Genomic DNA, 19,135 nt, shown 5'->3' on the forward strand with positions numbered 1-19,135 from the left:
ACGTGGTATCTGACCGGATCAGCTGAATATCAGCTCGCCGTCGGCCAGGTCGACCGTGACGCTCTGACCGTCCTGCAGGTCGCCGCTGATGATGCGCTTGGCAAGCGGCGTCTCAAGATGCACCTGAAGGTAGCGGTGCAGCGGGCGCGCGCCGAAGCTCGGATCGTAGGCGGATTCCGCGATAAAGGCTTTGGCCGGATCGCTGATCTCCAGTTCGATCTTGCGGTCGGCCAGACGCTCGCGGATGCCTTCGGCCAGCAGGTCCACGATCTTCACCAGCTGGTCCATGTGCAGCGGGCGGAAGAGCACTGTCTCGTCCACGCGGTTCAGGAACTCCGGCCTGAAGTGCTGGCGGAGCGTGCCCATGACCTGAGCCTCCACGCCTTCGCGGAACTCTCCGGTCTCGTCGATGCCCTCGAGCATGTACTGCGCGCCGAGGTTGGAGGTCATGATGATCACCGTGTTCTTGAAGTCAACGGTGCGTCCGTGCGAATCGGTGAGGCGTCCGTCATCGAGAATCTGGAGCAGCACGTTGAACACGTCGCCGTGTGCCTTTTCGATTTCGTCGAAGAGCACCACGGAGTAGGGCTTGCGCCGCACGACTTCGGTGAGCTGGCCGCCTTCGTCGTAGCCGATGTATCCCGGAGGCGCGCCGATGAGCCGGGCCACGGTGTGCTTTTCCATGTATTCGGACATGTCGATGCGCACCATATTGTCCTGCGAGTCGAACAGGGCCTGCGCGAGCGTTTTGCACAACTCGGTCTTGCCTACGCCGGTTGGGCCGAGGAAGATGAACGAGCCGATGGGGCGCGCCGGATTCTTCAGGCCCGCGCGGGCGCGGAGCACGGCGTCGGCCACGGCGTTTACCGCCTGATCCTGTCCTATGACCCGCTCGTGGAGCTGATCGCCGAGGCGCAACAGTTTCTCGCGTTCGCCCTCCAAGAGCTTGGAAACAGGAATTCCGGTCCAGCGGGCGATGACCTGCGCCACGTCGTCCGGTCCCACTTCCTCCTTGACCATTCGCTGGCCTTCGCCGTCCTCGAGCGCCTTGTTGCGCTCGGCGAGCTCGCGTTGAAGCGCGTTGAGCTTGCCGTATTCGAGTTCCGCGGCGCGGTTGTAGTCGTGGATACGCTTGGCTTCATCGATCTCCAGCCGCACGGACTCGATCTCTTCCTTGATGGAGCGCAGCCGCTCGATACCGCCCTTTTCGTTTTCCCATTGGGCGGTGAGCCGGGCCTGCTTCTCCTTGAGATCGGCCAGTTCCTTTTCCAGCTTTTCAAGGCGCTCCTTGGATGCCTCGTCGGATTCGCGCTTGAGGGCCTCGCGCTCGATCTCGAGCTGCATGACCTGCCGGCTGGCCTTGTCCAGCTCGTAGGGCTGGGAGTCGATCTCGGTGCGGATCAGGGCCGCGGCCTCGTCGATGAGGTCTATGGCCTTGTCCGGGAGCTGGCGGTCGGAGATGTAGCGGTTGGAAAGAACCGCCGCCTCGACCACCGCGCCATCAGAAATGCGCACGCCGTGATGCACCTCGAAGCGCTCTCGCAGGCCGCGCAGGATGGAAATGGTGTCCTCGACGCTCGGCTCATCCACCAGCACGGTCTGAAAGCGGCGCTCAAGCGCCGGGTCCTTTTCGATGTGCTTGCGGTACTCCTCGGTGGTGGTCGCGCCGATGCAGTGCAGCTCGCCGCGCGCCAGCATGGGCTTGAGCAGGTTGCCCGCGTCCATGGCGCCGTCGGTCTTGCCCGCGCCTACGATGGTGTGGATCTCGTCGATGAACATGATGATCCGGCCCGCGCTCTCCTGCACTTCCTTGAGCACGGCCTTGAGGCGCTCCTCGAACTCGCCGCGATACTTTGCCCCGGCGATGAGCGAACCCATGTCGAGGGCGAAGATCAGCTTGTCTTTGAGCCCCTCGGGGACGTCGCCCTTGACGATGCGCTGGGCCAGTCCTTCCGCGATGGCGGTCTTGCCCACGCCCGCGTCACCGATGAGCACCGGGTTGTTCTTGGTGCGTCTGGAGAGGATGCGGATCACGCGCCGGATTTCCGCGTCACGGCCGATGACGGGGTCGAGCTTGCCGCTCTTTGCGGCCTCCACAAGATCGCGTCCGTATTTCTTGAGCGAATCGTAGGTGGCCTCGGGGTTGTCCGAGGTCACGCGCTGGTTGCCCCGCACTTCGGTGAGGGCTTCGAGCACGCGGTCCTTGTCGAGGTTGAACTGCTTGTTCACGCGCCCCACGCCGGAGGAAGCCGGCTCGTCCATGAGCGCGAGGAAGATGTGCTCGACGCTGATGTATTCGTCCTGCATGCGTTTGGCGTGCTCGTCCGCAGTGACCAGCGCACGCTGGAGCCGCTGCGTGACCACGATCTGGTCCGGCTTGGCGCCGGGGCCGGAGACGCTGGGCAGTTTCTTGATTTCGGCTTCGAGCGCGCCGGAGTAGCGGCCCGGTTCGGTGCCGAGCTTGGACAGGATCTGCGGAACCAGTCCGCCGTCCTGCGTCGCGAGTGCGTGGAGCAGGTGCTCCGCGTCTATCTGCTGGTGCCCGTGCCGAATGGCGAGGTTCTGGGCCTCCGAAACGGCTTCCTGGGTCTTTTTCGTAAATTTGTTCGGATCCATATATGTACCTCCTTGACGAAAATGCTCTAGCGCTGCCTGAGTTCCGTGATCTCGCTCTCAAGCTCCTCGATGCGCTCGAGGAGGTCGACGATGATGCTGCCTCCGGTGAAGGTGATCTCGAGGTCGTGGCAGATGCGCATGAGTTTCTGTATGCGGTACACGTCCCGGTGGCTGAAGATGTATTCCTCTGAAGCGGTTCTTGCAGGTTCTATCCAGCCCAGCTCGGTCAACTCGGCCATGGCCCCGGGGGTGACGCCGGTCAGCTCCACGAGCTGCGTCCAGGCCACGTAGGTGGAGCGCTCCGGCAGATTGAGGCCGGGGATCGAAAGCAGGGTCTGCTTGAGTTTCCGCGTGGGCATGAATACTACCTCCTAAAAGTCTCTCGGCGTGAAGGACGATTTCTCGGCCAGTTCTTCCATGAGTTCCCGTTCTTGGTCGGAAAGTTTCTGCGGCACCTGAATCATGATGCGCACGTACTGGTCGCCGCGCTTGGCGCCGGTGCCGAGGCCCTTGTCCCGGATGCGCAGCTTCTTGCCGGAGCCGATGCCTGCCGGGATGTTCATGTCCACGGAGCCATCCAGCGTGGGGACCCGGACCTTGGTGCCGAGGGCGGCCTCCCACGGTGCCAGCGGCAGATCGAGGGTGACGTTCGATCCGTCGACCGAGAAGCGGGGATGCTTGCGCAGCTTGATTTTCAGGAACAGGTCGCCCGGAGGGCCGCCCGCGGGGCCGGGGTGTCCCTGCCCGGAAAGCCGGATGCGCTGGCCGTCCTTGATGCCCGCGGGCACGTTGACGTCAAGAGTCTTGGTGCTCGGCGCGCCGGTAGGACCGGTCTCGGTCAGGGTGATGGTCTTCTGGCCGCCCTGAAAGGCCTCTTCGAGCGACAGCTCGTAAATGGCTTCGGAGTCCTGTCCCTTGCGAGGGCGCTGCTGGAAGTGCTGCCCCCCGAAGCCGCCGGTCTGGCGGAAACCGCTGCGGAAGTCGCCTCCCGCGCCGCCGAAGATGGTCTCGAAGAAGTCGCTGAAGCCGCCGGCATCACCGAAGCCGCCACCGCCTCCGCCGAAGTCGAAGTGCATGTTTTCATAGCCCGGCGGGGGCTGGAAATTCTGTCCGTGCTCCCAGTTGGAGCCGAACTGGTCGTACAGCTTGCGCTTTTCGGGATCCTTGAGGACTTCGTAGGCCTCGCCGATCTCCTTGAACTTGTCCTCGGCGCTCTTGTCATTGGGGTTCAGGTCCGGGTGGTACTTTCGGGCGAGCTTCTTGTAAGCCTTGCCGATTTCCTCCTGACTGGCGGACCGGGATACCCCGAGAACCTTGTAGTAGTCTTTGTATTCGACGCTCATCTACGTCGCACTCCTTGAACGAAAAGATTTCTCGATTTCAAGGTCCTAGGATAATGCGCGACAGTGCCAAGTCAAGGCCCCCGGATGGAAAAATACCATGACTTTTCCACAGGGGGCGACTGCTTATGAACAGGCTGGGGGACTCAACCCGCCGAGCGAAGGTCGGGCAACGGCGGGTCGATGGACTTGCAGTGGGGGTGGAACTGTTTTTCGAGCAGGGCGTTCACGAGGTCTGCGCGAGAGCGCACCGGGACTGTGAAGCGCGTGGGGCGGGTCGCGATCTCTTCCGGAGTGTGGGCGTCGGACCCGGCGGTCATGGCGAGCCCCCGGCGGCGGGCCATGTGCATGGCGCGAATGTTTTCCTCCGGTCGGTTGCGGCCGTTGGCCACCTCCACGATGTCGCACAGCCCGGGCCCGAAGACGGAAGTGTCGGCAGGGCGTGCCTGCCTGAAGGGATGGGCCCCGATGGTGGCCCCGCCGGTGTCGCGCACATGCTCCACGAGCTGTGGGGCGCTCATGCCGGGCGGGATGTCTTCGAAGGGGCCGAAGACAAGGTAGTCACCCTCGTCCGTGGCGTATTCCATGCCGATGATGACCAGCAGCCCGTTGTCCTGCTCGCCTTCGCGAACGAGCTCGCGCGCCCGCATGCTGTCGTGGTCGGTGATGCACACGGCGTCCATGCCCAGAAGACGGGCTCTGGAAAGAATGGTATCCATTTCGAGAACGGAACACGGCGAAATGGAACTGTGGACGTGAAGGTCGACGAGCATGTCTATTTATGGACATTCCCCGCGTGGATTGCAAATATCAATGCTCTATCCTGTTGCGTACAGGACATAGATAAAATATATCCTCGGCAGATTCGGACGCATGTCCGAAATACAAGGGAGCCGCAATGCCGAAGAAATGTATAATGATATTGTTGGACGGAATTGGTGACCGCAGCTACGCGCGCTACGGAAACCGCACGCCGCTGCAGGCCGCGGAAACTCCGAACCTGGACCGGCTGTCCACGCTCGGGTGCAACGGGCTGTACCACGCGGGGAAGCTCGGACAGCCGCTGCCCAGCGAACTGGCGCACTTCGCCATGTTCGGCTATGAGCAGGACGCTTTTCCCGGCAGGGGGGCGCTGGAGGCTCTCGGGGCCGATATTCCGCTGGAGCCGGATGACGTGGCCGTGCTGGCCCATTTCGTCCACCTCAAGAACGAGGAGGGCAGGCTCAAGCTCGGGTATGACCGCATGTGCGGCGACAACAACGAGATCGAGACCTACTGCAACACCGTTGCGGAATATGAAGTGGACGACGTCACCATCCGGTTTCATCCCACCAAGCGCATGTTCGGGGTGGTCACCCTGCACGGCGAGGTGGCTCCGTGCTTCACGGACTCCAACCCCATGGTCGACGGGCGCTGGCTCTCCGACGTGGTGCCGCTGGATTCCCACCGCGGCGACGCCCGTTGCGTGCGCGCTGCCGGGGCGCTCAAGAAGTATCTGGCATGGGCCTATCGCCAACTCGAAGCCACGGAAGTCAACAAGATCCGCGAGCGACAGGGGCTTCCCTCCATCAACGGGATGGTCACCCAGCGCGCGGGGCAGCTCGGCAGCGTGCAGCCTTTCCGCGAACGGCACGGCCTCACGGGCCTGAGCATCGCCAACGGCGTCATGTATCGCGGTCTGGCCCATTATCTGGGCATGGACTTCGAGCGCGCCGTAGACTCGGGGGACCACGCCTTCGACATTTCATCGCGCATCCGCCGCGCCCTCGACAAGTTCGACGACTACGACTTCATCCACGTTCACACCAAGGCCCCGGATCAGGCCGCGCACACCAAGAGCACGGACGCAAAGCGCAAGGTCATCGAGGCGCTCGACACCGGCATAGGCATGGTCATCGACGAGCTGCTGGCCGACCCGGAGCTGTTGGTGGTCGTCACCGCCGATCACTCCACCCCGAGCTGCGGCGAAATGATCCACTCCGGAGAGCCTGTGCCCATGACCTTCGTGGGGCAAGGAGTGCGAAAAGACAAGGTGCATTATTACGATGAGATTGCGGCTGCCACCGGCTGCCTCGGCTATCCGCGCGGTGACGAGTTCATGCATCTCGTCCTGAACTATCTCGACAGGGGGCGGCTGAAGGGAATCCGCGATTCGGCCAGGAGTCAGCTGTTCTGGCCGGGCGACTACCGCCCGTTCATCCTCCCGGGAGAAGAGTGATGCACCCGGTCGGAGTTATTCACGGCCGCTTTCAGGTGCTCCACAACGATCATCTGGAATACCTGCTGGCCGGGAAGCGGCTCTGCGAGCATCTCGTGGTGGGCATCACCAATCCCGACCCGGCCCTGACCGCGGGAGAAGAGGCCGACCCGGAGCGCGACGACCCGGCCAACAACCCGCTGACCTACTGGGAACGGCAGGTCATGGTGCGTGAGGTGCTGACCGGCGCGGGCGTCTCCCTGAGCGATTTTTCCGTGGTGCCGCTGCCCATCAACAAGCCGGAGCGCTTTCATTATTACGTCCCCATGGATGCCCTGTTCTTTCTGACTATCTACGATGATTGGGGGCGCGCCAAGTTGCGGCGGTTCCGCGAACTGGAGCTGGAGACCCACGTACTATGGGAGCGCTCCCCGGAAGAGAAGGGCATCAGCGCAGGCACGGTCAGGGAGGCGCTAGCCCGAGGCGAGGATGTCTCGGATGTGGTGCCGCCGGAAACCCTGCGGCTCGTGAAGCGGTGGGGATTGGCGCAGCGATTGCGCGAGATGTGTGAATAATGAAAGGCCGGGGAAAGCCCCCGGCCTTTCATTTTAATACCGGACCCGGTTGACCGCCGTATTGTCGCGGCTGACCGTCCGGTGATATTTGAGGGCCGGGTTTCCGAAGAGCATCACGTAGACAGATTTATGGTCCTCGGGTACGCCGAGCTTGCGGCCGAGCTCCGGCACGATGTCGAACAGGGCGTATTTGCCCAGCCCGCACCAGACGGTCCCCACGCCCTTCGAAGTCGCGCAGAGCTCGAAGTAGCTCAGGGCGATGAACGGGTCTGCCTCCGGACAGGGGGAGTCCTCGGGAGAAGACGCGATGATCATGTGCGGAGCGCCCCGGAACGGCACGTCGATGCCCTGCTCCCAAGCCCCGATGAACTGCTCGAAAGGCGCATACCGTTCGGGAAGGTTGCCTGATTGCACTGCCTTGCGAATCCCTTCGAACGCTTCCTCGCGGATATTGTCCATGGTGTCGGCGTCGTCAACCAGCGTGAAGAGCAGGCGGCGGTTGTTCACGCCGGTGGGGGCGTGCGCCAGCATGTCCATGAGCCATTCCACGGTTTCGGGGTCCACGTTTTCCTTCTTGTAGCGGCGGGTGGAGCGGCGGCCGCGCACCAGCGTTTCCATCTGCTCCGGTGTGGGCAGTGCATCATCAAGGGGCAGGCAGTCTTCCGGCGAAGTCCCCAGAATGGAAAGCGCGCCGGGCTCGCAGATCGCCAGACAGTGCTGGCAGCGGATACATTCTTCTTCGCCACCGTCCTTGATGCGCGGAAATTCGGGCTCGAGTTCGATGATGGAGCGCGGGCAGTCTGCGGCGCACTCGCCGCATTGAGTACATTTTTCCTGATCAACCGAGAATTGCAGCATAGTGTATCCCTCCGGGTTTTGCCGTTTCGATGTTTGGTACAGAGTTTAGCATGGTGACGGGAAAAGTGAAGAGGGCACCCTCGGGTGCCCTCGTATGGTTTCGGTGATCAAAGCGTCGATCAGTCGTCCGGCAGGTGGGACGCGTTTTTGGTCTTGATGTAGCGGATCATGGACAGGGTGTTTTCGGCGCGCAGCCGACCAATGGCTCCGGTTGAATAGCAGCCGACCACCAGCTTGCCCTTGTCATCCGCCACCAGACCCGTGGCGTGGATGTACCCGTCCTTGTGATCGTAGTGACAGCCGAAGGTGCGCGAGGTCTCCTCGGCGTCGAGGCCGTAGGCTACCGGTATGCTCAGTCCGACGCGTTCGACCATCTCACGGGTCTTCTCCGCATCGTCCACACTGGCAAGGCACAGCCTGACACCGGCCTCACGGAACTCCCCGGCCAGTCTCTCGAATTCAGCAGCCTGCTGACGGCAGTAAGGTCACCAGTGCCCCCGCAGGATGCAGATGACGCTCCATCTACTCTTCAGGTCGAGGGCGGGGTTGAGGCTGGTGCCGTCCAGCATTTGCCATGTGACGGCCGGAAGGGGGCTCCCGGTCTCCAGATGGCTTCCGAGAGTGGTCATGGTTGCCTCCTTTTCCTACCTCATTAACAGGGATTGAGCGTCGGGACAAACAGGAAGGGACGAGGAAAGGCCCCTCTAGTCGCTTCCGCGCGTCGGATTGGCCAGCACCCGCTTCACCGCCTCGCGCATCTGTTGGCGGATTTCTTCGTCAGGCAGTTTGTTGGAGATGACGATGCTTCCGCGCTGGCTGTAGCGGGGCGGCAGCAGGTTCAGGGTCAGCGCGTAGATGTCCTGAAGGTCCAGCGGATCGAACTCGTGGCCCGGAGCTTCCTCTTCCAGAAGGCCGGGCATGAGCGTCGCCACGCGTTTTTCGTTGCGGTTGCGGATGCCGGAAAGGTCCACGCCGTTCACCGGAGGGAAATCGTGGGGTGTTGTCATGCGGACTCCTCGCTTTTTGCGGTCATTGTAACGCATGATTAAGGAGATGCACAAGCGTTTAAGGTTTTGGCATGTCCGATGCATGCCTTGCAGCGGATCGTCATCAAAACGACACGCAGGAGGACTGGGTCATGACGCCTTATGTGAGCAATGCGCTCGGCAGCTACAGCACCAACGCCTATACCTTTTCATCGCAGAAGCAGGATGAGGCTCAGGCCGCGCCCAAGTCTGGCGACAGCGCAAGCAAATCCGATGAAAACCAGAAAGGTTCCGACAGCTCGTCAGTGGCCAACAGGGTGGCGGAGCTTCTCAGGGACATGCCCAAGGATGCTTTCGGCCGCATGTCCTTCGAGGAGATAAGCGGTTACCGCAAGCAGGTGGAGGAGCAGTTCGACAGCGAAATCCGCGCCGAACTCAAGGAGCTCGGTGTTGACGTGGACTCGAAGTTCCAGCTTATCTACGACGAGTCCACCCAGCAGGTTGTGGTGGGCAACGACCATCCCGACAAGGACAAGATCGAGGCCTACTTCGCGGATAATCCCGATCGGGTGAAACAGTTCAATACCATTATGGATCTGTATGAGGTGGAGCAACTCAGCCAGAACCGCATGAGTCCGCAGCAGCTGCGTCAGAAACTCAACACCCAGAGCATGGCCTTCTGGATGCAGCAGAACGGCGGCAGCGACATGTTCACCGGGATTCAGGGTATCATGTTCGACGCCCAGAACAGCTACATGCGTGCGCTGAACATGAAGGTCTGACCCGGCGCACCCGGATTTTCGTCAAAAAAAGCGCGGCCCCGAAAGATCGGAGCCGCGCTTTTGCGCTTCGTGTGCGATAGAACCTATTCGGCCTCGGCCATCTTTTCCCTGAGCGCCGTCCTGATGCGGCAGACGCCACACAGATCCAGCGAAGTGGGGGAGCCGCATTCGCCGCAGGGGGTGACTTCGTCGCCTTCTTCCTTGTTCAGCATGGCGAACGCGGGGCGGCCTTTCTTGAGGAATCCCTCGTAAAAGGAGAATTTGCTTCCGGGGCTCTTGTATTCCAGTTCGCCGAGGAGATGCTTGTGGTTGGTGAAGCTGGCGCCGCCGGAGTATGGGCAGGGATCGGAGTGAATCTCGATGCCCTTGAGGAATGCATAGTTGGCGGTTTCGAATTCGCTCAGGCGGTAGAGCGGCTTGACCTTGCGCACGAAGCCTTCCTCGGCGGGGAGTGTGGGGCCCTGATCCGAAAGGTAGCCCGCGTCCCAGCGCAGGGTGTTGGCAAAGAGGCGGGCCGCCTCGTCGTCGAGGTTGTGACCCGTGGCCAGCGCGTCGTAGCCGCCCTCGCGGGCGATCCTGTTGAAATAATGACGCTTGATCTTGCCGCAGACAGAGCAGACCGGGCGGTTGATGTGTTTTTTGATCGCCGGGATGGGCAGTCCTTCACCGGCAACCTCGAGCACCTGCAGCTTGAGGCCGTGCAGTTCGCAGAACGCCTCGACCTTGGCGCGGGCCTTTTCCGAGCTGCGCGGGATGCCCAGATCGATGTGCAGTCCGGTGACGTCGTAGCCCTGGAGGGAAAGCTCCAGCATCAGCGCCAGCGAGTCCTTGCCGCCCGAGAGGGCCACAAGGATGCGCTCTTCATGGGTGAACATCTTCTGCCTGCGGATGGCGGTCTCAACCTGCCGGGTGAAGAACAGCGGGTAGCAGTCCTTGCAGAAGGCCGTGTTGTGGCTCGGAAGGGATACGACGGCTTTTGCCTTGCAGCGCTTGCATTTCATGGCAAACCTCCTATCCTGCGCTGGTTACTTTGCGCACGAGCAGATGGTCGCCGTGCAGCAGTCTTTCGTCTGGCGTGAGCAGCTCGCCGTCGCGGATGATCAGGGCCATGGTGTGCCTGAGCCCGAGGCGGTTGAGCATGGCGATCACGGTGCGTACCTTGTGCATCTCGACGGTTTTTCCGTCGGGTTCGACTTGAACGGTGATCATGTTGTCTCCTTTCCCGCAGGAATTTCCTCTCCCGGCGGGGCAGGCTCTTGTAGCCGCAGACGCCATGGTTCGCAAGGATATGTCTCGTGCGGAAATGCGGTCAAACGCGGTGGGGGGTTAGAATCCTCCGGTATTTGATGAACAGGTGTTGACCGAAAAAAGAATTTTCCCTTACATTGAGCCATGACTGAAAACCCTCTGGAGGACTAATGGATCAACACAAGATACTCGTCGTCGACGATGAAAAGCATATTCGCATGCTTTATCGGGAGGAGCTTGAAGCCGAAGGGTTCCAGGTGGCGACTTCCGACGGCGAGGAAGACATCCTCGACGTCATACACAGGGAGAAGCCGGATATCGTCATTCTGGACATCAAGCTCGGCGTGAACCGTTCGGGGCTGGATCTTCTTCAGGAAATCCGCGCCGAGAGCCAGACGCTGCCGGTGATCCTGTCCACCGCCTACGACTCCTATCAACACGACATCAAGTCCATCGCCGCGGACTACTATGTGGTGAAGTCCGTTGACCTCACCGAGTTGAAGGACAAGGTGCGAATGGCCGTGAGCAAGGCCAGCGTTGCCGGTTGATTTCTTCAGATGCCTTTTTTCACGCGGCGGCAGGTCGTTTCCGGCCTGCCGCCGCGCCTTTGCGTGCCCTGCCGGAGATGAATCTCCTTGCCTGCCGGGGGTTGCTGTGGTAGCCGCTCTTCATGTTCGACATATCCAGCACCATCCGGGAGATAGCCGTGCTCGCCGTGCCCCTGCTGGCGGCGCTCACGCTGCACGAGCTCGCTCACGGATTCGTCGCCTACAGGCTGGGCGACCCAACGGCCAAGAGGGCGGGACGACTGACGCTCAACCCTCTCAAACACCTGGACCCGATCGGGACCGTCGTGTTCTTCCTCATCAAAATAGGCTGGGCCAAGCCCGTGCCGGTGGATCCGAGGTATTTCAGGAATCCCCGAGCGGGCATGGCGTTGGTATCGCTTGCCGGCCCCGGCGCGAATTTCATTCTGGCCGCGATCTTCGCCGCAGGGTTTCACCTCATCAGCAGCAGCACGGTCTCCGACCCGGAAGGGATGGCCGTCAAGGTGCTGGTGCCGCTGCTGCTCATCTGCCAGGCCGGGGTGATGGTGAACCTGATTCTGGGCGTGTTCAACCTGCTGCCCGTTCCGCCGCTGGACGGCTCGGGCATCGTGCAGTACTTTCTCCCGCAGCGACTTGCGTATCAGTACGAGCGTTTCGGACGCTACGGCATTTTCGTAATCCTCGGCCTGTTCATTCTGGGCGACATCCTCGGCTTCAGCGTGTTGGGCACGTTCCTGTTCCCGCCGGTCCGATTCGGAGCCGCGCTGCTTGGTGTTCCCCTCTAACCGATTCAACCACAAGATACTCCCCATGAGCGAAAAGAAACGCATTCTCTCCGGCATGAGACCCACCGGCCCCCTGCACCTCGGTCACTACTTCGGCGTCATCGCCAACTGGATCAACCTGCAGGATGATTACAACTGCTATTTCTTCGTGGCCGACTGGCACGCCCTTACCAGCGAATACGCCGACTCCTCCAGGATCAAGGGCTTCGTGCCCGGTCTGGTGCAGGACTGGCTGGCCGCGGGCATCGACCCCGAGAAGTGCGTGGTCTTTCAGCAGTCCATGATCAAGGAACACGCCGAGCTGTTCCTGATCCTCTCCATGGTCACGCCGCTTGGCTGGCTGGAGCGCAACCCCACCTGGAAGGAACAGCGCGAGCAGCTCACCAACAAGGACATCCACACCCACGGCTTCCTCGGCTACCCCGTGCTGCAGGCAGCGGACATCCTGATGTATCTGCCGGACGCCGTGCCCGTGGGCAAGGATCAGCTGCCGCACCTCGAGCTCAACCGCGAGATCGCGAGACGTTTCAATCATATTTTCGGCAGGGACTTTTTCCCCGAGCCCAAAGACCTGCTCACCGAGGAGGCCAAGCTGCCGGGGCTGGACGGACGCAAGATGTCCAAAAGCTACGGCAACGCCATCGGCCTGTCCGAGGACATGGACACCATCGTGCCCAAGGTCCGCGGCATGCTTACGGACGAGAACCGCAAGCGCAAGGCCGACCCGGGCGACCCGTCCATCTGCAACCTGTTCCCGTACCACAAGCTTATGACCGATCCCGCGCGCCTGCCGGAGATCGAGGCGGGCTGCCGGGACGCCAGCTGGGGCTGCGTGGACTGCAAGAAGCTGCTGCTGGAGTCGCTCGAAAAATTCCTCGCCCCCATTCAGGAGCGGCGCAAGAGCCTCGACGAGGACACGCTCGCCGACATCCTGAACGAGGGCAACAAGAAGGCCCGCGCCTATGCACAGGATACCATGCAGCAGGTGCGTGAAATAATCGGTTTCGACTTTTAGCGAATCCGCAACCCGAACCGAAGGAAGGGCTTTATGTCCGTCGCTAACGAAGGCAGCAAGGTTAAGGTCAATTACACAGGCAAGTACAAGGACACCGGCGAGGTGTTCGACAGCAGCGAAGGACGGGAGCCCCTGGAGTTTGTTCTCGGTGAGGGCATGGTCATCGCCGGTTTCGAGAAAGCGCTTGTCGGCATGCAGGCCGGCGAAACCGCCAGCATCGAAATCCCGCCGGAAGAAGGCTACGGTTCCACCCGCCCTGAACTCATCTTCGAGGTGCGCCGCGAGCAGCTGCCCCCGAACATCGCTCCCGAAGAAGGCATGATGCTGGAAGTGGCCACCGAATCCGGTCAGGCCGCTTACGTCCGCGTCAGCGAAGTGGCGGAAGAGACCGTCACCCTCGACGGCAACCATCCGCTGGCCGATCAGACGCTTCAGTTCGAAATCGAGCTGGTCGAAGTGTCCTAGCTTCAGACTCGTCAGACAGTTCTCGGCCCCGCTTCGGCGGGGCCGTTTTCTTGAACGCATCAGGGGAGGAGTGTGATGCCCGTATCCGAGAGAATCGCGCAGATGAAGCCGTTCATGGTCATGGAAGTGCTTGAAAAGGCCCAGCGCATGGAGCGCGAAGGCACGAACGTCGTTCATCTTGAGATCGGCGAGCCGGACTTCGACACGCCGGCAAGCATCAAAAAGGCCGCCTGCGCCGCCCTCGACGACGGTCATACGCACTACACCCACAGCCTCGGCATCCGCGAACTGCGCGAAGCCATCTCCGACGACTATCGCCAACGTTACGGCGTCGAGGTGGACCCCGGCCGCATCATCATCACGCAGGGCACCTCGCCAGCCATGTTCGTGCTCTTTTCCGCCATTCTCAGGCAGGGGCAGGAGGTCATCGCCTCGGACCCGTGCTATGCCTGCTATCACAATTTCATCCGGTTCGCGGGCGGCGAGGTCAATCCGGTTCCGGTCACGGAGCAGGACGGCTGGCAGTACCGAGTGGCTGCCGTGCGTGAGGCGGTCAACGAGCGGACGCGGGCCATCCTGATCAACTCGCCGGCCAACCCCACCGGCACGCTGCTTTCCCCCGAGCGTATGAAGGCGCTGGCCGAGCTGGCCGATGAAAAAGGTCTGCACCTCGTCTCCGACGAAATCTACCACGGGCTGGTTTACGAGGGTCGTGAGCACTCGGTGCTGGAGTATTCGGACGAAGCCTTCGTCTTCAACGGGTTCTCGAAACTTTACGCCATGACCGGCTGGCGGCTGGGCTATCTCATCGCCCCGGAATCCTTTGTGCGTCCGTTGCAGATCGCCTGTCAGAATTTCTTCATTTCCGCCAACTCCATGGCGCAGTGGGCCGGAGTGGCCGCCCTTCGCGAAGCGGGTGAGGACGTGGAGCGCATGAAGGCCGTCTACGACGACCGCCGCCGCTACATGCTCTCGCGATTGGAGGGCATGGGGCTGTCCATACCGAATCCGCCCACCGGCGCGTTCTACATTCTCGTGGATTTTCGCAAATACGCCGAACGGTTCGACGGCAGCTCCCTCAAGCTGGCGTACGACATTCTCGAAAAGGCCGCCGTGGGTGTGACGCCCGGCGTCGATTTCGGTCCCGGTGCGGAAGGGTACATCCGTTTCTCCTACGCCAATTCGCTGGAGAACATCCGCGAAGGCATGGACCGTCTGGAACGCTACCTCAAGGAATTCTAGCCGCCCATGCCCAGAGTTTCGGTCACGCTGCCGTGCTACAACTGCGAGCCTACGCTGGCCCGCACGCTCGATTCCCTGCTGTCCCAGACGCTTGAGGATTTCGAGATTCTCGCCGTGGACGACGGCTCCACGGACGCGACCCGGACCATCCTCGACGAATACGCCCGTCGCGACGCTCGTGTGCGGCCGATTTCCATCGGGCACGGCGGGGTGATCAAGGCCGCGAATACAGCCATCGCCGAGGCCCGGGCGCCATACATCGCGCGCATGGATGCCGATGATGAGGCATTGCCGGAACGTCTGGCGGCACAAGCCGCTTTGCTTGACTCGCGTCCGGACATCGGACTTGCCGGGTGCCGCATCCGATTCGGCGGGTGCCGGAAATCCTGCGCCGGGTATGCCCATTACGTGGACTGGACCAATACACTGCTCGAGCACGAGGCCATCAGCCTCAACCGTTTTGTGGAATTTCCGGTGCCGAACCCGTCCATCATGTACAGGCGGGAATGCGTTGAGCGTCACGGCCCGTACCGGGAGGGCGATTTCCCGGAGGATTACGATCTGCTGCTGCGCTGGCTGGAATCCGGTGTCCGCGCTGCCAAGGTGGATGCGGAACTGCTCGTCTGGAACGACCCGCCGGACCGCATCTCGCGAAACCACGAGCGGTACGCGGTGGAGGCGTTCTACCGGGTGAAGAGCGGCTATCTCGCCCGCTGGCTGGAGCGGCATAATCCGCATCATCCGGAAGTGCACATCCTTGGTTCCGGGCGCACTACGCGCAAGCGTGCCGATATGCTTCTGGAGCACGGCATCACCTTTGCCGCCTACTACGATGTTGACCCCAACAAGATCGGGCATGTGGTGCACGGCGTTCCGGTGCGAAACCGCGACAACGTCCCCGAAGCGGGTGAAGGCTTTCTGCTTTCCTACGTGGGCAGCCGCGGCGCGCGTGAGGAAATCACCGCGTTTCTCGAAGCGCGCGGGCTCGTCATGGGGCGCGACTGGCTGCCCGCTGCCTAGTCTTTGACAGTCTGTTGATCCCCCTGTAAGGACTTACGATATTCAATCAGAAATTATCTGGAGGAGCGCATGCTTCTGAGCAACGTGGAGACCATCCCCGGCAAGCGCATCGTTCGGCACCACGGCATGGTGACCGGCAGCACGGTTCGCGCCCGGTTTTTTCTCATAGACCTCTGGCAGTGGATCAAAGGTTTCTTCGGCGGTGAGCTGAAGGGGTACAGCAAACTCATCGGAGACACCCGCCAACAGGCGCTCAAGCGCATGGAAGAGCAGGCCGAGCGCCTCGGCGCCAACGCCGTGGTGAATGTGCGCTTCGCCACTTCCACCGTCTCGCTTGGGTCCTCGGAACTGTATGTTTACGGTACCGCCGTGGAGGTTGTGGATGCTTGAGCATCTGCTCGATGAATACCTGCCCCTTCTGGTGATGCTGCTGGGCACGTTCCTGACAGGCATGATCATCGAGCGTCGCCATTATGCGTCCATTCTGCGTCGCGAGCTGGCAACCGCCGGGATTCATCATCTCAATTCAGGCAAGAAACTCGATCCGAAGGCGCGCATCCGTCAGTCCCGGCTGGTATGCGGCGAAGCGGTCATTTCGGTGGAATTCTTCCGCTGGTTCGTGGGGCTGTTGCACAGCCTGCTCGGCGGCACCATGCGCGAATACGAGGCCGCGCTGGATCGCGCCCGCCGCGAGGCGGTGCTGCGCATGAAGGAGTCTGCCGAGGGAGCCTCGGCCATCGTGAACGTCCGGGTGGAACACACGCCCATCAGCTACGGCTTGAGCCGTTTCAGCGGTGTCGAGGCCATCGCTTGGGGAACCGCCGTCTATCTGGAGGAAGACCGTGCGGGGTGAATACGGGTTTTCCGACAACCCCAACGTGAGCAAAGGCTCACCCCTTCTGAGTGCGCTCAAGGTTTTCGCAGCCGCAGCCGCACTTGTGGCGGCGCTTTATTTCTGCATCGGCTTTGCCGTCGACGCCGTGGTCCCCTTGCTTCCTGATTCCACAGTTCGATCCGTAACCAAGCGTATGGATTGGATAAGGATTCCGAGCGCCGCAAAAATGACCCCGCTTGAAAAGTCCGTGCAGCGACTGGCGGACAGGCTCGCGGAGGCCGACCCGAGTGCGCCGCGGATTCGCGTGCGGGTGGTCCCTTCCGAGAAGGTAAACGCCTTTGCACTCCCGGACGGGACCGTGCTGCTGAATACCGGCCTGCTGTCCCGGTTGCAGTCGGAAAATGGTCTGGCTTTCGTTCTCGGGCACGAGATGGCCCATGTCCGCAACCGGGATGCTCTTCGCGGGCTCGGGAGGGCCATGGCCTATCAGGTGGTGGCCGAGGCTGTGGGGTTCGGTTCGGAGCAGGTTTTCAGCGACCCGGCGGAGCTCTCCGAGCTGGCCTTCTCGCGCGGTCAGGAGGAGCGCGCGGACCGGGAGGGCATGGACACGGTTCAGAAGCTCTACGGCCATGTGGGCGGGTACGACGAGTTTTTCCGCATCATGCAGCGTGAGCGTTCCCAAAAGGCCTGGGCCACCTACTCCTCCACGCACCCCCACGACGAGCGACGGATACGGCTGATGCAGGAGCACTCGGAAGACATGGGCTATGTCATGGGCTCCGAAACACCGCTCATCCTCCCTCGCCAGGGAGACAAATCGCTGTGAGCCGCTTCGGAACGAAGCCCTGCCGCTGGTGGAAAGCGCTGGTCCTCGGGATGATCCTGCCGGGACTGGGGCAGGTCTATACCGGCAGGAGCGCTTTCGGTTTCGGAGTCTGCGCAGCGCAGGTCCTGCCGGGCATGATCGGCTACAGCCTGATGGGTACGTTTGCCGGACTCGTGGCCGCCGTTGCCATGATGCTCGTTTATCATGCGGTTTTCGCGGCCGAGGCCGCCTTCAGGGTCATCCGGAACGGCCCGCTCATTCCGCATCCGCGGCGCGGCTGGGTCTACCCCGCGTTCATTGTTCTCTCCATCGGGCTGACCTACGCGATGTCGGCGCTGCCGCAGCAGTACGAGGCCTTTGTGGTGCCCACTCCCTCCATGACGCCCGCCCTGCGTCCGGGGGATCGGTTCATGGCGGAAAAAATCGACCCGCAGGACCCGCTGCACAGGGGAGAGGTGGCAGTTTTTCTGCGGCCCGACGGCGTCTACTTCGTCAAGCGCGTGGCGGCCGTGGCCGGAGACAGGGTGCGGGTCGAAAGAGGGCTGGTCTACGTGAATGATGTCCCTGTCAATTCCGGGCACGAACCCAAGGGGGCAAAGACGCTTCACGGACCCTCTCGGAAGGGGCTGGTGCTTGAAAAGGGAGAGGTGTTCATGCTCGGAGACAACTCCGCCCGGTCATGGGATTCCCGCTATTTCGGTCCGGTGGGCAGGGAGGACGTCCAATATCGCGCGCTGTATCTTTACTGGGCGCAGGACGGTCGCACGGGCAGGACGCTCGGTCAGTTCCAGTAGGCAGGCGAAAGCAGCAGTCCTTCCGCCAGCGAAACCTTCAGTACGTTCACTTCCGAAATTTCCAGTTCCTGCATGTAGCCCAGCACGAGGATGAGGTTGGACAGGTCGGTGGGCGCGAAGCCCCCTCCGAGCTCCCAGTCCGTCAGACCGAGCCGCTGATTGATGGCCTTTTGAAGATCGATCCGGTTGTACGGGTTCTTTCCCCCAAGCTGTCCGAGCACGCTCAATGAATGGACCGGGCCGATGCCGACGATCATGCACTCCCCGTTGCCGATGACGTTCCGCATGTGCTCGGGCAGCTCGGCGGCCTTGTCCCGCGCTATCTGAAGCGCCTGCCGATAGTCCCTTTCGCTTATGGGGTTCGGCGTGTGCGATATTCTGCTCTGAATGTCGTAGATGATGTCATTCTTGAAGGAGACCGAGGCCGTGCGGTCCGTGTGGTAATAGGTTCTCGCCCTGTGTCTGAGCGTTATCTGCGTGCTGCCTCCGCCTATGTCCCAGACCGCCAGCGGGCCCTGCGGGTTGCCGAGCTCGTTCAGCGCGGAGCGAACGCCTATGATCGCTTCCTCTTGTTCGTCTATTATCCGAGCGGGGATTCCCGTTTGCAGCGAAAGCCGCTTGATGTACGCATGCCCGTTTTCGGCATTGCGGAAGGCCTCCGTCGCCACGGCAGACATGGCCTCGGCCCCGAGACTGCGGGCCTGTGCCTGAAGAAAACGGATGTGGCTGATACCTTCGGCCATCATGGCCGGGGGGATGCGGTTGCCTGTCTGGGGAGCGATATTGTCGGAGAAGTCCGCCTTGATGTGAAGTCGTTTCACGATTCGCCTGATGATGTGGGAACCCTCGTCCACATCCGCGACAACGCATTTGATGGAGCCGGAGCCAATATCCATGGCGGCCCGGCGTTCGAAGTCGGAGCCGCCGTGAAGCCAAAGCGTGGCTGCGGCGATGAGAAGGGCGGCGATGATCAGAATATGACGCATACCGAAACAGTAGCCCG

Annotated in this window: 23 protein-coding genes and 1 pseudogene; 13 read left to right on the forward strand and 11 right to left on the reverse strand. The window is 61.7% G+C overall.

Translation table 11 applies throughout. The features are described from left to right. Positions 1 to 18: 18 nt before the first annotated feature. The 4 genes from clpB to BR24_RS09355 all read right to left on the reverse strand — a co-directional run bounded on the left by clpB (position 19) and on the right by BR24_RS09355 (position 4,729). The gene (gene clpB, locus BR24_RS09340; protein ID WP_496541225.1) at positions 19 to 2,616 is read right to left on the reverse strand and encodes an ATP-dependent chaperone ClpB; all 2,598 of its coding nucleotides are present in this window, start codon (positions 2,614 to 2,616) and stop codon (positions 19 to 21) included. 26 nt (positions 2,617 to 2,642) lie between these two features. Beyond that, the gene (locus tag BR24_RS09345; RefSeq protein ID WP_496541226.1) at positions 2,643 to 2,975 is read right to left on the reverse strand and encodes a chaperone modulator CbpM; all 333 of its coding nucleotides are present in this window, start codon (positions 2,973 to 2,975) and stop codon (positions 2,643 to 2,645) included. A 12-nt stretch (positions 2,976 to 2,987) separates the two neighbouring features. Next, positions 2,988 to 3,959 carry a DnaJ C-terminal domain-containing protein gene (locus tag BR24_RS09350; protein WP_496541227.1) on the reverse strand — a complete coding sequence of 324 codons (972 nt, stop codon included), beginning with the start codon at positions 3,957 to 3,959 and terminating at the stop codon, positions 2,988 to 2,990. Between the two features lie 143 nt (positions 3,960 to 4,102). Continuing rightward, on the reverse strand, positions 4,103 to 4,729 hold the full coding sequence (locus tag BR24_RS09355) for a PHP domain-containing protein (protein WP_496541228.1): 627 nt from the start codon (positions 4,727 to 4,729) through the stop codon (positions 4,103 to 4,105). A 125-nt stretch (positions 4,730 to 4,854) separates the two neighbouring features. Here BR24_RS09355 and BR24_RS09360 point away from each other — a divergent pair, with 125 nt between their 5' ends. Together BR24_RS09360 and BR24_RS09365 are read left to right on the forward strand one after the other, a co-directional pair. Then, on the forward strand, positions 4,855 to 6,174 hold the full coding sequence (locus BR24_RS09360; protein ID WP_496541229.1) for a BPG-independent phosphoglycerate mutase family protein: 1,320 nt from the start codon (positions 4,855 to 4,857) through the stop codon (positions 6,172 to 6,174). After that, positions 6,174 to 6,728, forward strand: a complete 555-nt coding sequence (locus BR24_RS09365) for a nicotinate-nucleotide adenylyltransferase (RefSeq protein ID WP_496541230.1) — start codon at positions 6,174 to 6,176, stop codon at positions 6,726 to 6,728. The genes BR24_RS09360 and BR24_RS09365 overlap by 1 nt, the downstream gene beginning before the upstream one ends. A 33-nt stretch (positions 6,729 to 6,761) precedes the next feature. Here BR24_RS09365 and BR24_RS09370 read toward each other — a convergent pair whose 3' ends face one another. From BR24_RS09370 to BR24_RS09385, 4 genes and pseudogenes are all read right to left on the reverse strand, one after another. Further along, positions 6,762 to 7,586, reverse strand: a complete 825-nt coding sequence (locus BR24_RS09370; protein WP_496541231.1) for a nitroreductase family protein — start codon at positions 7,584 to 7,586, stop codon at positions 6,762 to 6,764. Positions 7,587 to 7,705: 119 nt separating this feature from the next. Then, positions 7,706 to 8,059: pseudogene (locus BR24_RS09375) on the reverse strand (hypothetical protein); the annotation flags it as partial. A 12-nt stretch (positions 8,060 to 8,071) separates the two neighbouring features. Further along, the gene (locus BR24_RS09380) at positions 8,072 to 8,215 is read right to left on the reverse strand and encodes a hypothetical protein (protein WP_496541232.1); all 144 of its coding nucleotides are present in this window, start codon (positions 8,213 to 8,215) and stop codon (positions 8,072 to 8,074) included. A 75-nt stretch (positions 8,216 to 8,290) separates the two neighbouring features. Next, the gene (locus tag BR24_RS09385) at positions 8,291 to 8,593 is read right to left on the reverse strand and encodes a late competence development ComFB family protein (protein ID WP_496541233.1); all 303 of its coding nucleotides are present in this window, start codon (positions 8,591 to 8,593) and stop codon (positions 8,291 to 8,293) included. A gap of 71 nt (positions 8,594 to 8,664) precedes the next feature. Between BR24_RS09385 and BR24_RS09390 the strand changes: the two genes are divergently transcribed. After that, a complete protein-coding gene (locus BR24_RS09390; protein ID WP_496541234.1) occupies positions 8,665 to 9,354 on the forward strand; it encodes a hypothetical protein in 690 nt (229 codons plus the stop codon). Positions 9,355 to 9,437: 83 nt separating this feature from the next. Here BR24_RS09390 and BR24_RS09395 read toward each other — a convergent pair whose 3' ends face one another. Both BR24_RS09395 and BR24_RS09400 read right to left on the reverse strand, forming a co-directional pair. After that, complete coding sequence (locus BR24_RS09395; protein WP_496541235.1) at positions 9,438 to 10,355, reverse strand: TIGR00269 family protein; 918 nt, start codon at positions 10,353 to 10,355, stop codon at positions 9,438 to 9,440. 10 nt (positions 10,356 to 10,365) lie between these two features. Further along, positions 10,366 to 10,563, reverse strand: coding sequence for a ubiquitin family protein (locus BR24_RS09400; RefSeq protein WP_496541236.1), 198 nt, complete (start codon positions 10,561 to 10,563; stop codon positions 10,366 to 10,368). A 209-nt stretch (positions 10,564 to 10,772) separates the two neighbouring features. Here BR24_RS09400 and BR24_RS09405 point away from each other — a divergent pair, with 209 nt between their 5' ends. The 10 genes from BR24_RS09405 (at position 10,773) to lepB (ending at position 18,132) form a co-directional block, all read left to right on the forward strand. Further along, a complete protein-coding gene (locus tag BR24_RS09405; RefSeq protein ID WP_496541237.1) occupies positions 10,773 to 11,150 on the forward strand; it encodes a response regulator in 378 nt (125 codons plus the stop codon). Between the two features lie 122 nt (positions 11,151 to 11,272). Next, a complete protein-coding gene (locus tag BR24_RS09410; RefSeq protein ID WP_496541238.1) occupies positions 11,273 to 11,935 on the forward strand; it encodes a site-2 protease family protein in 663 nt (220 codons plus the stop codon). A 25-nt stretch (positions 11,936 to 11,960) separates the two neighbouring features. Continuing rightward, positions 11,961 to 12,950: a tryptophan--tRNA ligase gene (trpS, locus tag BR24_RS09415; protein WP_496541239.1), complete on the forward strand. Its 990-nt coding sequence runs from the start codon at positions 11,961 to 11,963 to the stop codon at positions 12,948 to 12,950. Between the two features lie 33 nt (positions 12,951 to 12,983). Continuing rightward, positions 12,984 to 13,415: an FKBP-type peptidyl-prolyl cis-trans isomerase gene (locus BR24_RS09420; protein WP_496541240.1), complete on the forward strand. Its 432-nt coding sequence runs from the start codon at positions 12,984 to 12,986 to the stop codon at positions 13,413 to 13,415. A 75-nt stretch (positions 13,416 to 13,490) separates the two neighbouring features. Further along, positions 13,491 to 14,657, forward strand: coding sequence for a pyridoxal phosphate-dependent aminotransferase (locus BR24_RS09425; protein WP_496541241.1), 1,167 nt, complete (start codon positions 13,491 to 13,493; stop codon positions 14,655 to 14,657). 6 nt (positions 14,658 to 14,663) lie between these two features. After that, on the forward strand, positions 14,664 to 15,677 hold the full coding sequence (locus BR24_RS09430) for a glycosyltransferase (RefSeq protein ID WP_496541242.1): 1,014 nt from the start codon (positions 14,664 to 14,666) through the stop codon (positions 15,675 to 15,677). A gap of 69 nt (positions 15,678 to 15,746) precedes the next feature. Next, positions 15,747 to 16,067 (forward strand): YbjQ family protein, encoded by a 321-nt coding sequence (locus BR24_RS09435; protein WP_018123201.1) that lies wholly within the window; start codon positions 15,747 to 15,749, stop codon positions 16,065 to 16,067. Next, the gene (locus tag BR24_RS09440) at positions 16,060 to 16,530 is read left to right on the forward strand and encodes a YbjQ family protein (RefSeq protein ID WP_496541243.1); all 471 of its coding nucleotides are present in this window, start codon (positions 16,060 to 16,062) and stop codon (positions 16,528 to 16,530) included. Before BR24_RS09435 ends, BR24_RS09440 begins: the two co-directional genes overlap by 8 nt. A gap of 25 nt (positions 16,531 to 16,555) precedes the next feature. Next, on the forward strand, positions 16,556 to 17,338 hold the full coding sequence (locus BR24_RS09445; RefSeq protein WP_496541244.1) for a M48 family metallopeptidase: 783 nt from the start codon (positions 16,556 to 16,558) through the stop codon (positions 17,336 to 17,338). After that, positions 17,335 to 18,132 (forward strand): signal peptidase I, encoded by a 798-nt coding sequence (gene lepB, locus BR24_RS09450; protein WP_496541245.1) that lies wholly within the window; start codon positions 17,335 to 17,337, stop codon positions 18,130 to 18,132. The genes BR24_RS09445 and lepB overlap by 4 nt, the downstream gene beginning before the upstream one ends. Here lepB and BR24_RS09455 read toward each other — a convergent pair. After that, positions 18,120 to 19,118 carry a Ppx/GppA phosphatase family protein gene (locus BR24_RS09455; RefSeq protein ID WP_496541246.1) on the reverse strand — a complete coding sequence of 333 codons (999 nt, stop codon included), beginning with the start codon at positions 19,116 to 19,118 and terminating at the stop codon, positions 18,120 to 18,122. The two genes, lepB and BR24_RS09455, sit on opposite strands and share 13 nt — an antisense overlap. Positions 19,119 to 19,135: the final 17 nt, after the last annotated feature.

Source organism: Pseudodesulfovibrio halophilus DSM 5663, from assembly GCF_059568665.1.

Bases quoted from the DNA above. Each gene is read 5' to 3' on its own strand.
- clpB (WP_496541225.1), bottom strand. From the start codon at position 2,616: ATGGATCCGAACAAATTTACGAAAAAGACCCAGGAAGCCGTTTCGGAG.
- BR24_RS09345 (WP_496541226.1), bottom strand. From the start codon at position 2,975: ATGCCCACGCGGAAACTCAAGCAGACCCTGCTTTCGATCCCCGGCCTC.
- BR24_RS09350 (WP_496541227.1), bottom strand. From the start codon at position 3,959: ATGAGCGTCGAATACAAAGACTACTACAAGGTTCTCGGGGTATCCCGG.
- BR24_RS09355 (WP_496541228.1), bottom strand. From the start codon at position 4,729: ATGCTCGTCGACCTTCACGTCCACAGTTCCATTTCGCCGTGTTCCGTT.
- BR24_RS09360 (WP_496541229.1), top strand. From the start codon at position 4,855: ATGCCGAAGAAATGTATAATGATATTGTTGGACGGAATTGGTGACCGC.
- BR24_RS09365 (WP_496541230.1), top strand. From the start codon at position 6,174: ATGCACCCGGTCGGAGTTATTCACGGCCGCTTTCAGGTGCTCCACAAC.
- BR24_RS09370 (WP_496541231.1), bottom strand. From the start codon at position 7,586: ATGCTGCAATTCTCGGTTGATCAGGAAAAATGTACTCAATGCGGCGAG.
- BR24_RS09380 (WP_496541232.1), bottom strand. From the start codon at position 8,215: ATGACCACTCTCGGAAGCCATCTGGAGACCGGGAGCCCCCTTCCGGCC.
- BR24_RS09385 (WP_496541233.1), bottom strand. From the start codon at position 8,593: ATGACAACACCCCACGATTTCCCTCCGGTGAACGGCGTGGACCTTTCC.
- BR24_RS09390 (WP_496541234.1), top strand. From the start codon at position 8,665: ATGTCCGATGCATGCCTTGCAGCGGATCGTCATCAAAACGACACGCAG.
- BR24_RS09395 (WP_496541235.1), bottom strand. From the start codon at position 10,355: ATGAAATGCAAGCGCTGCAAGGCAAAAGCCGTCGTATCCCTTCCGAGC.
- BR24_RS09400 (WP_496541236.1), bottom strand. From the start codon at position 10,563: ATGATCACCGTTCAAGTCGAACCCGACGGAAAAACCGTCGAGATGCAC.
- BR24_RS09405 (WP_496541237.1), top strand. From the start codon at position 10,773: ATGGATCAACACAAGATACTCGTCGTCGACGATGAAAAGCATATTCGC.
- BR24_RS09410 (WP_496541238.1), top strand. From the start codon at position 11,273: ATGTTCGACATATCCAGCACCATCCGGGAGATAGCCGTGCTCGCCGTG.
- trpS (WP_496541239.1), top strand. From the start codon at position 11,961: ATGAGCGAAAAGAAACGCATTCTCTCCGGCATGAGACCCACCGGCCCC.
- BR24_RS09420 (WP_496541240.1), top strand. From the start codon at position 12,984: ATGTCCGTCGCTAACGAAGGCAGCAAGGTTAAGGTCAATTACACAGGC.
- BR24_RS09425 (WP_496541241.1), top strand. From the start codon at position 13,491: ATGCCCGTATCCGAGAGAATCGCGCAGATGAAGCCGTTCATGGTCATG.
- BR24_RS09430 (WP_496541242.1), top strand. From the start codon at position 14,664: ATGCCCAGAGTTTCGGTCACGCTGCCGTGCTACAACTGCGAGCCTACG.
- BR24_RS09435 (WP_018123201.1), top strand. From the start codon at position 15,747: ATGCTTCTGAGCAACGTGGAGACCATCCCCGGCAAGCGCATCGTTCGG.
- BR24_RS09440 (WP_496541243.1), top strand. From the start codon at position 16,060: ATGCTTGAGCATCTGCTCGATGAATACCTGCCCCTTCTGGTGATGCTG.
- BR24_RS09455 (WP_496541246.1), bottom strand. From the start codon at position 19,118: ATGCGTCATATTCTGATCATCGCCGCCCTTCTCATCGCCGCAGCCACG.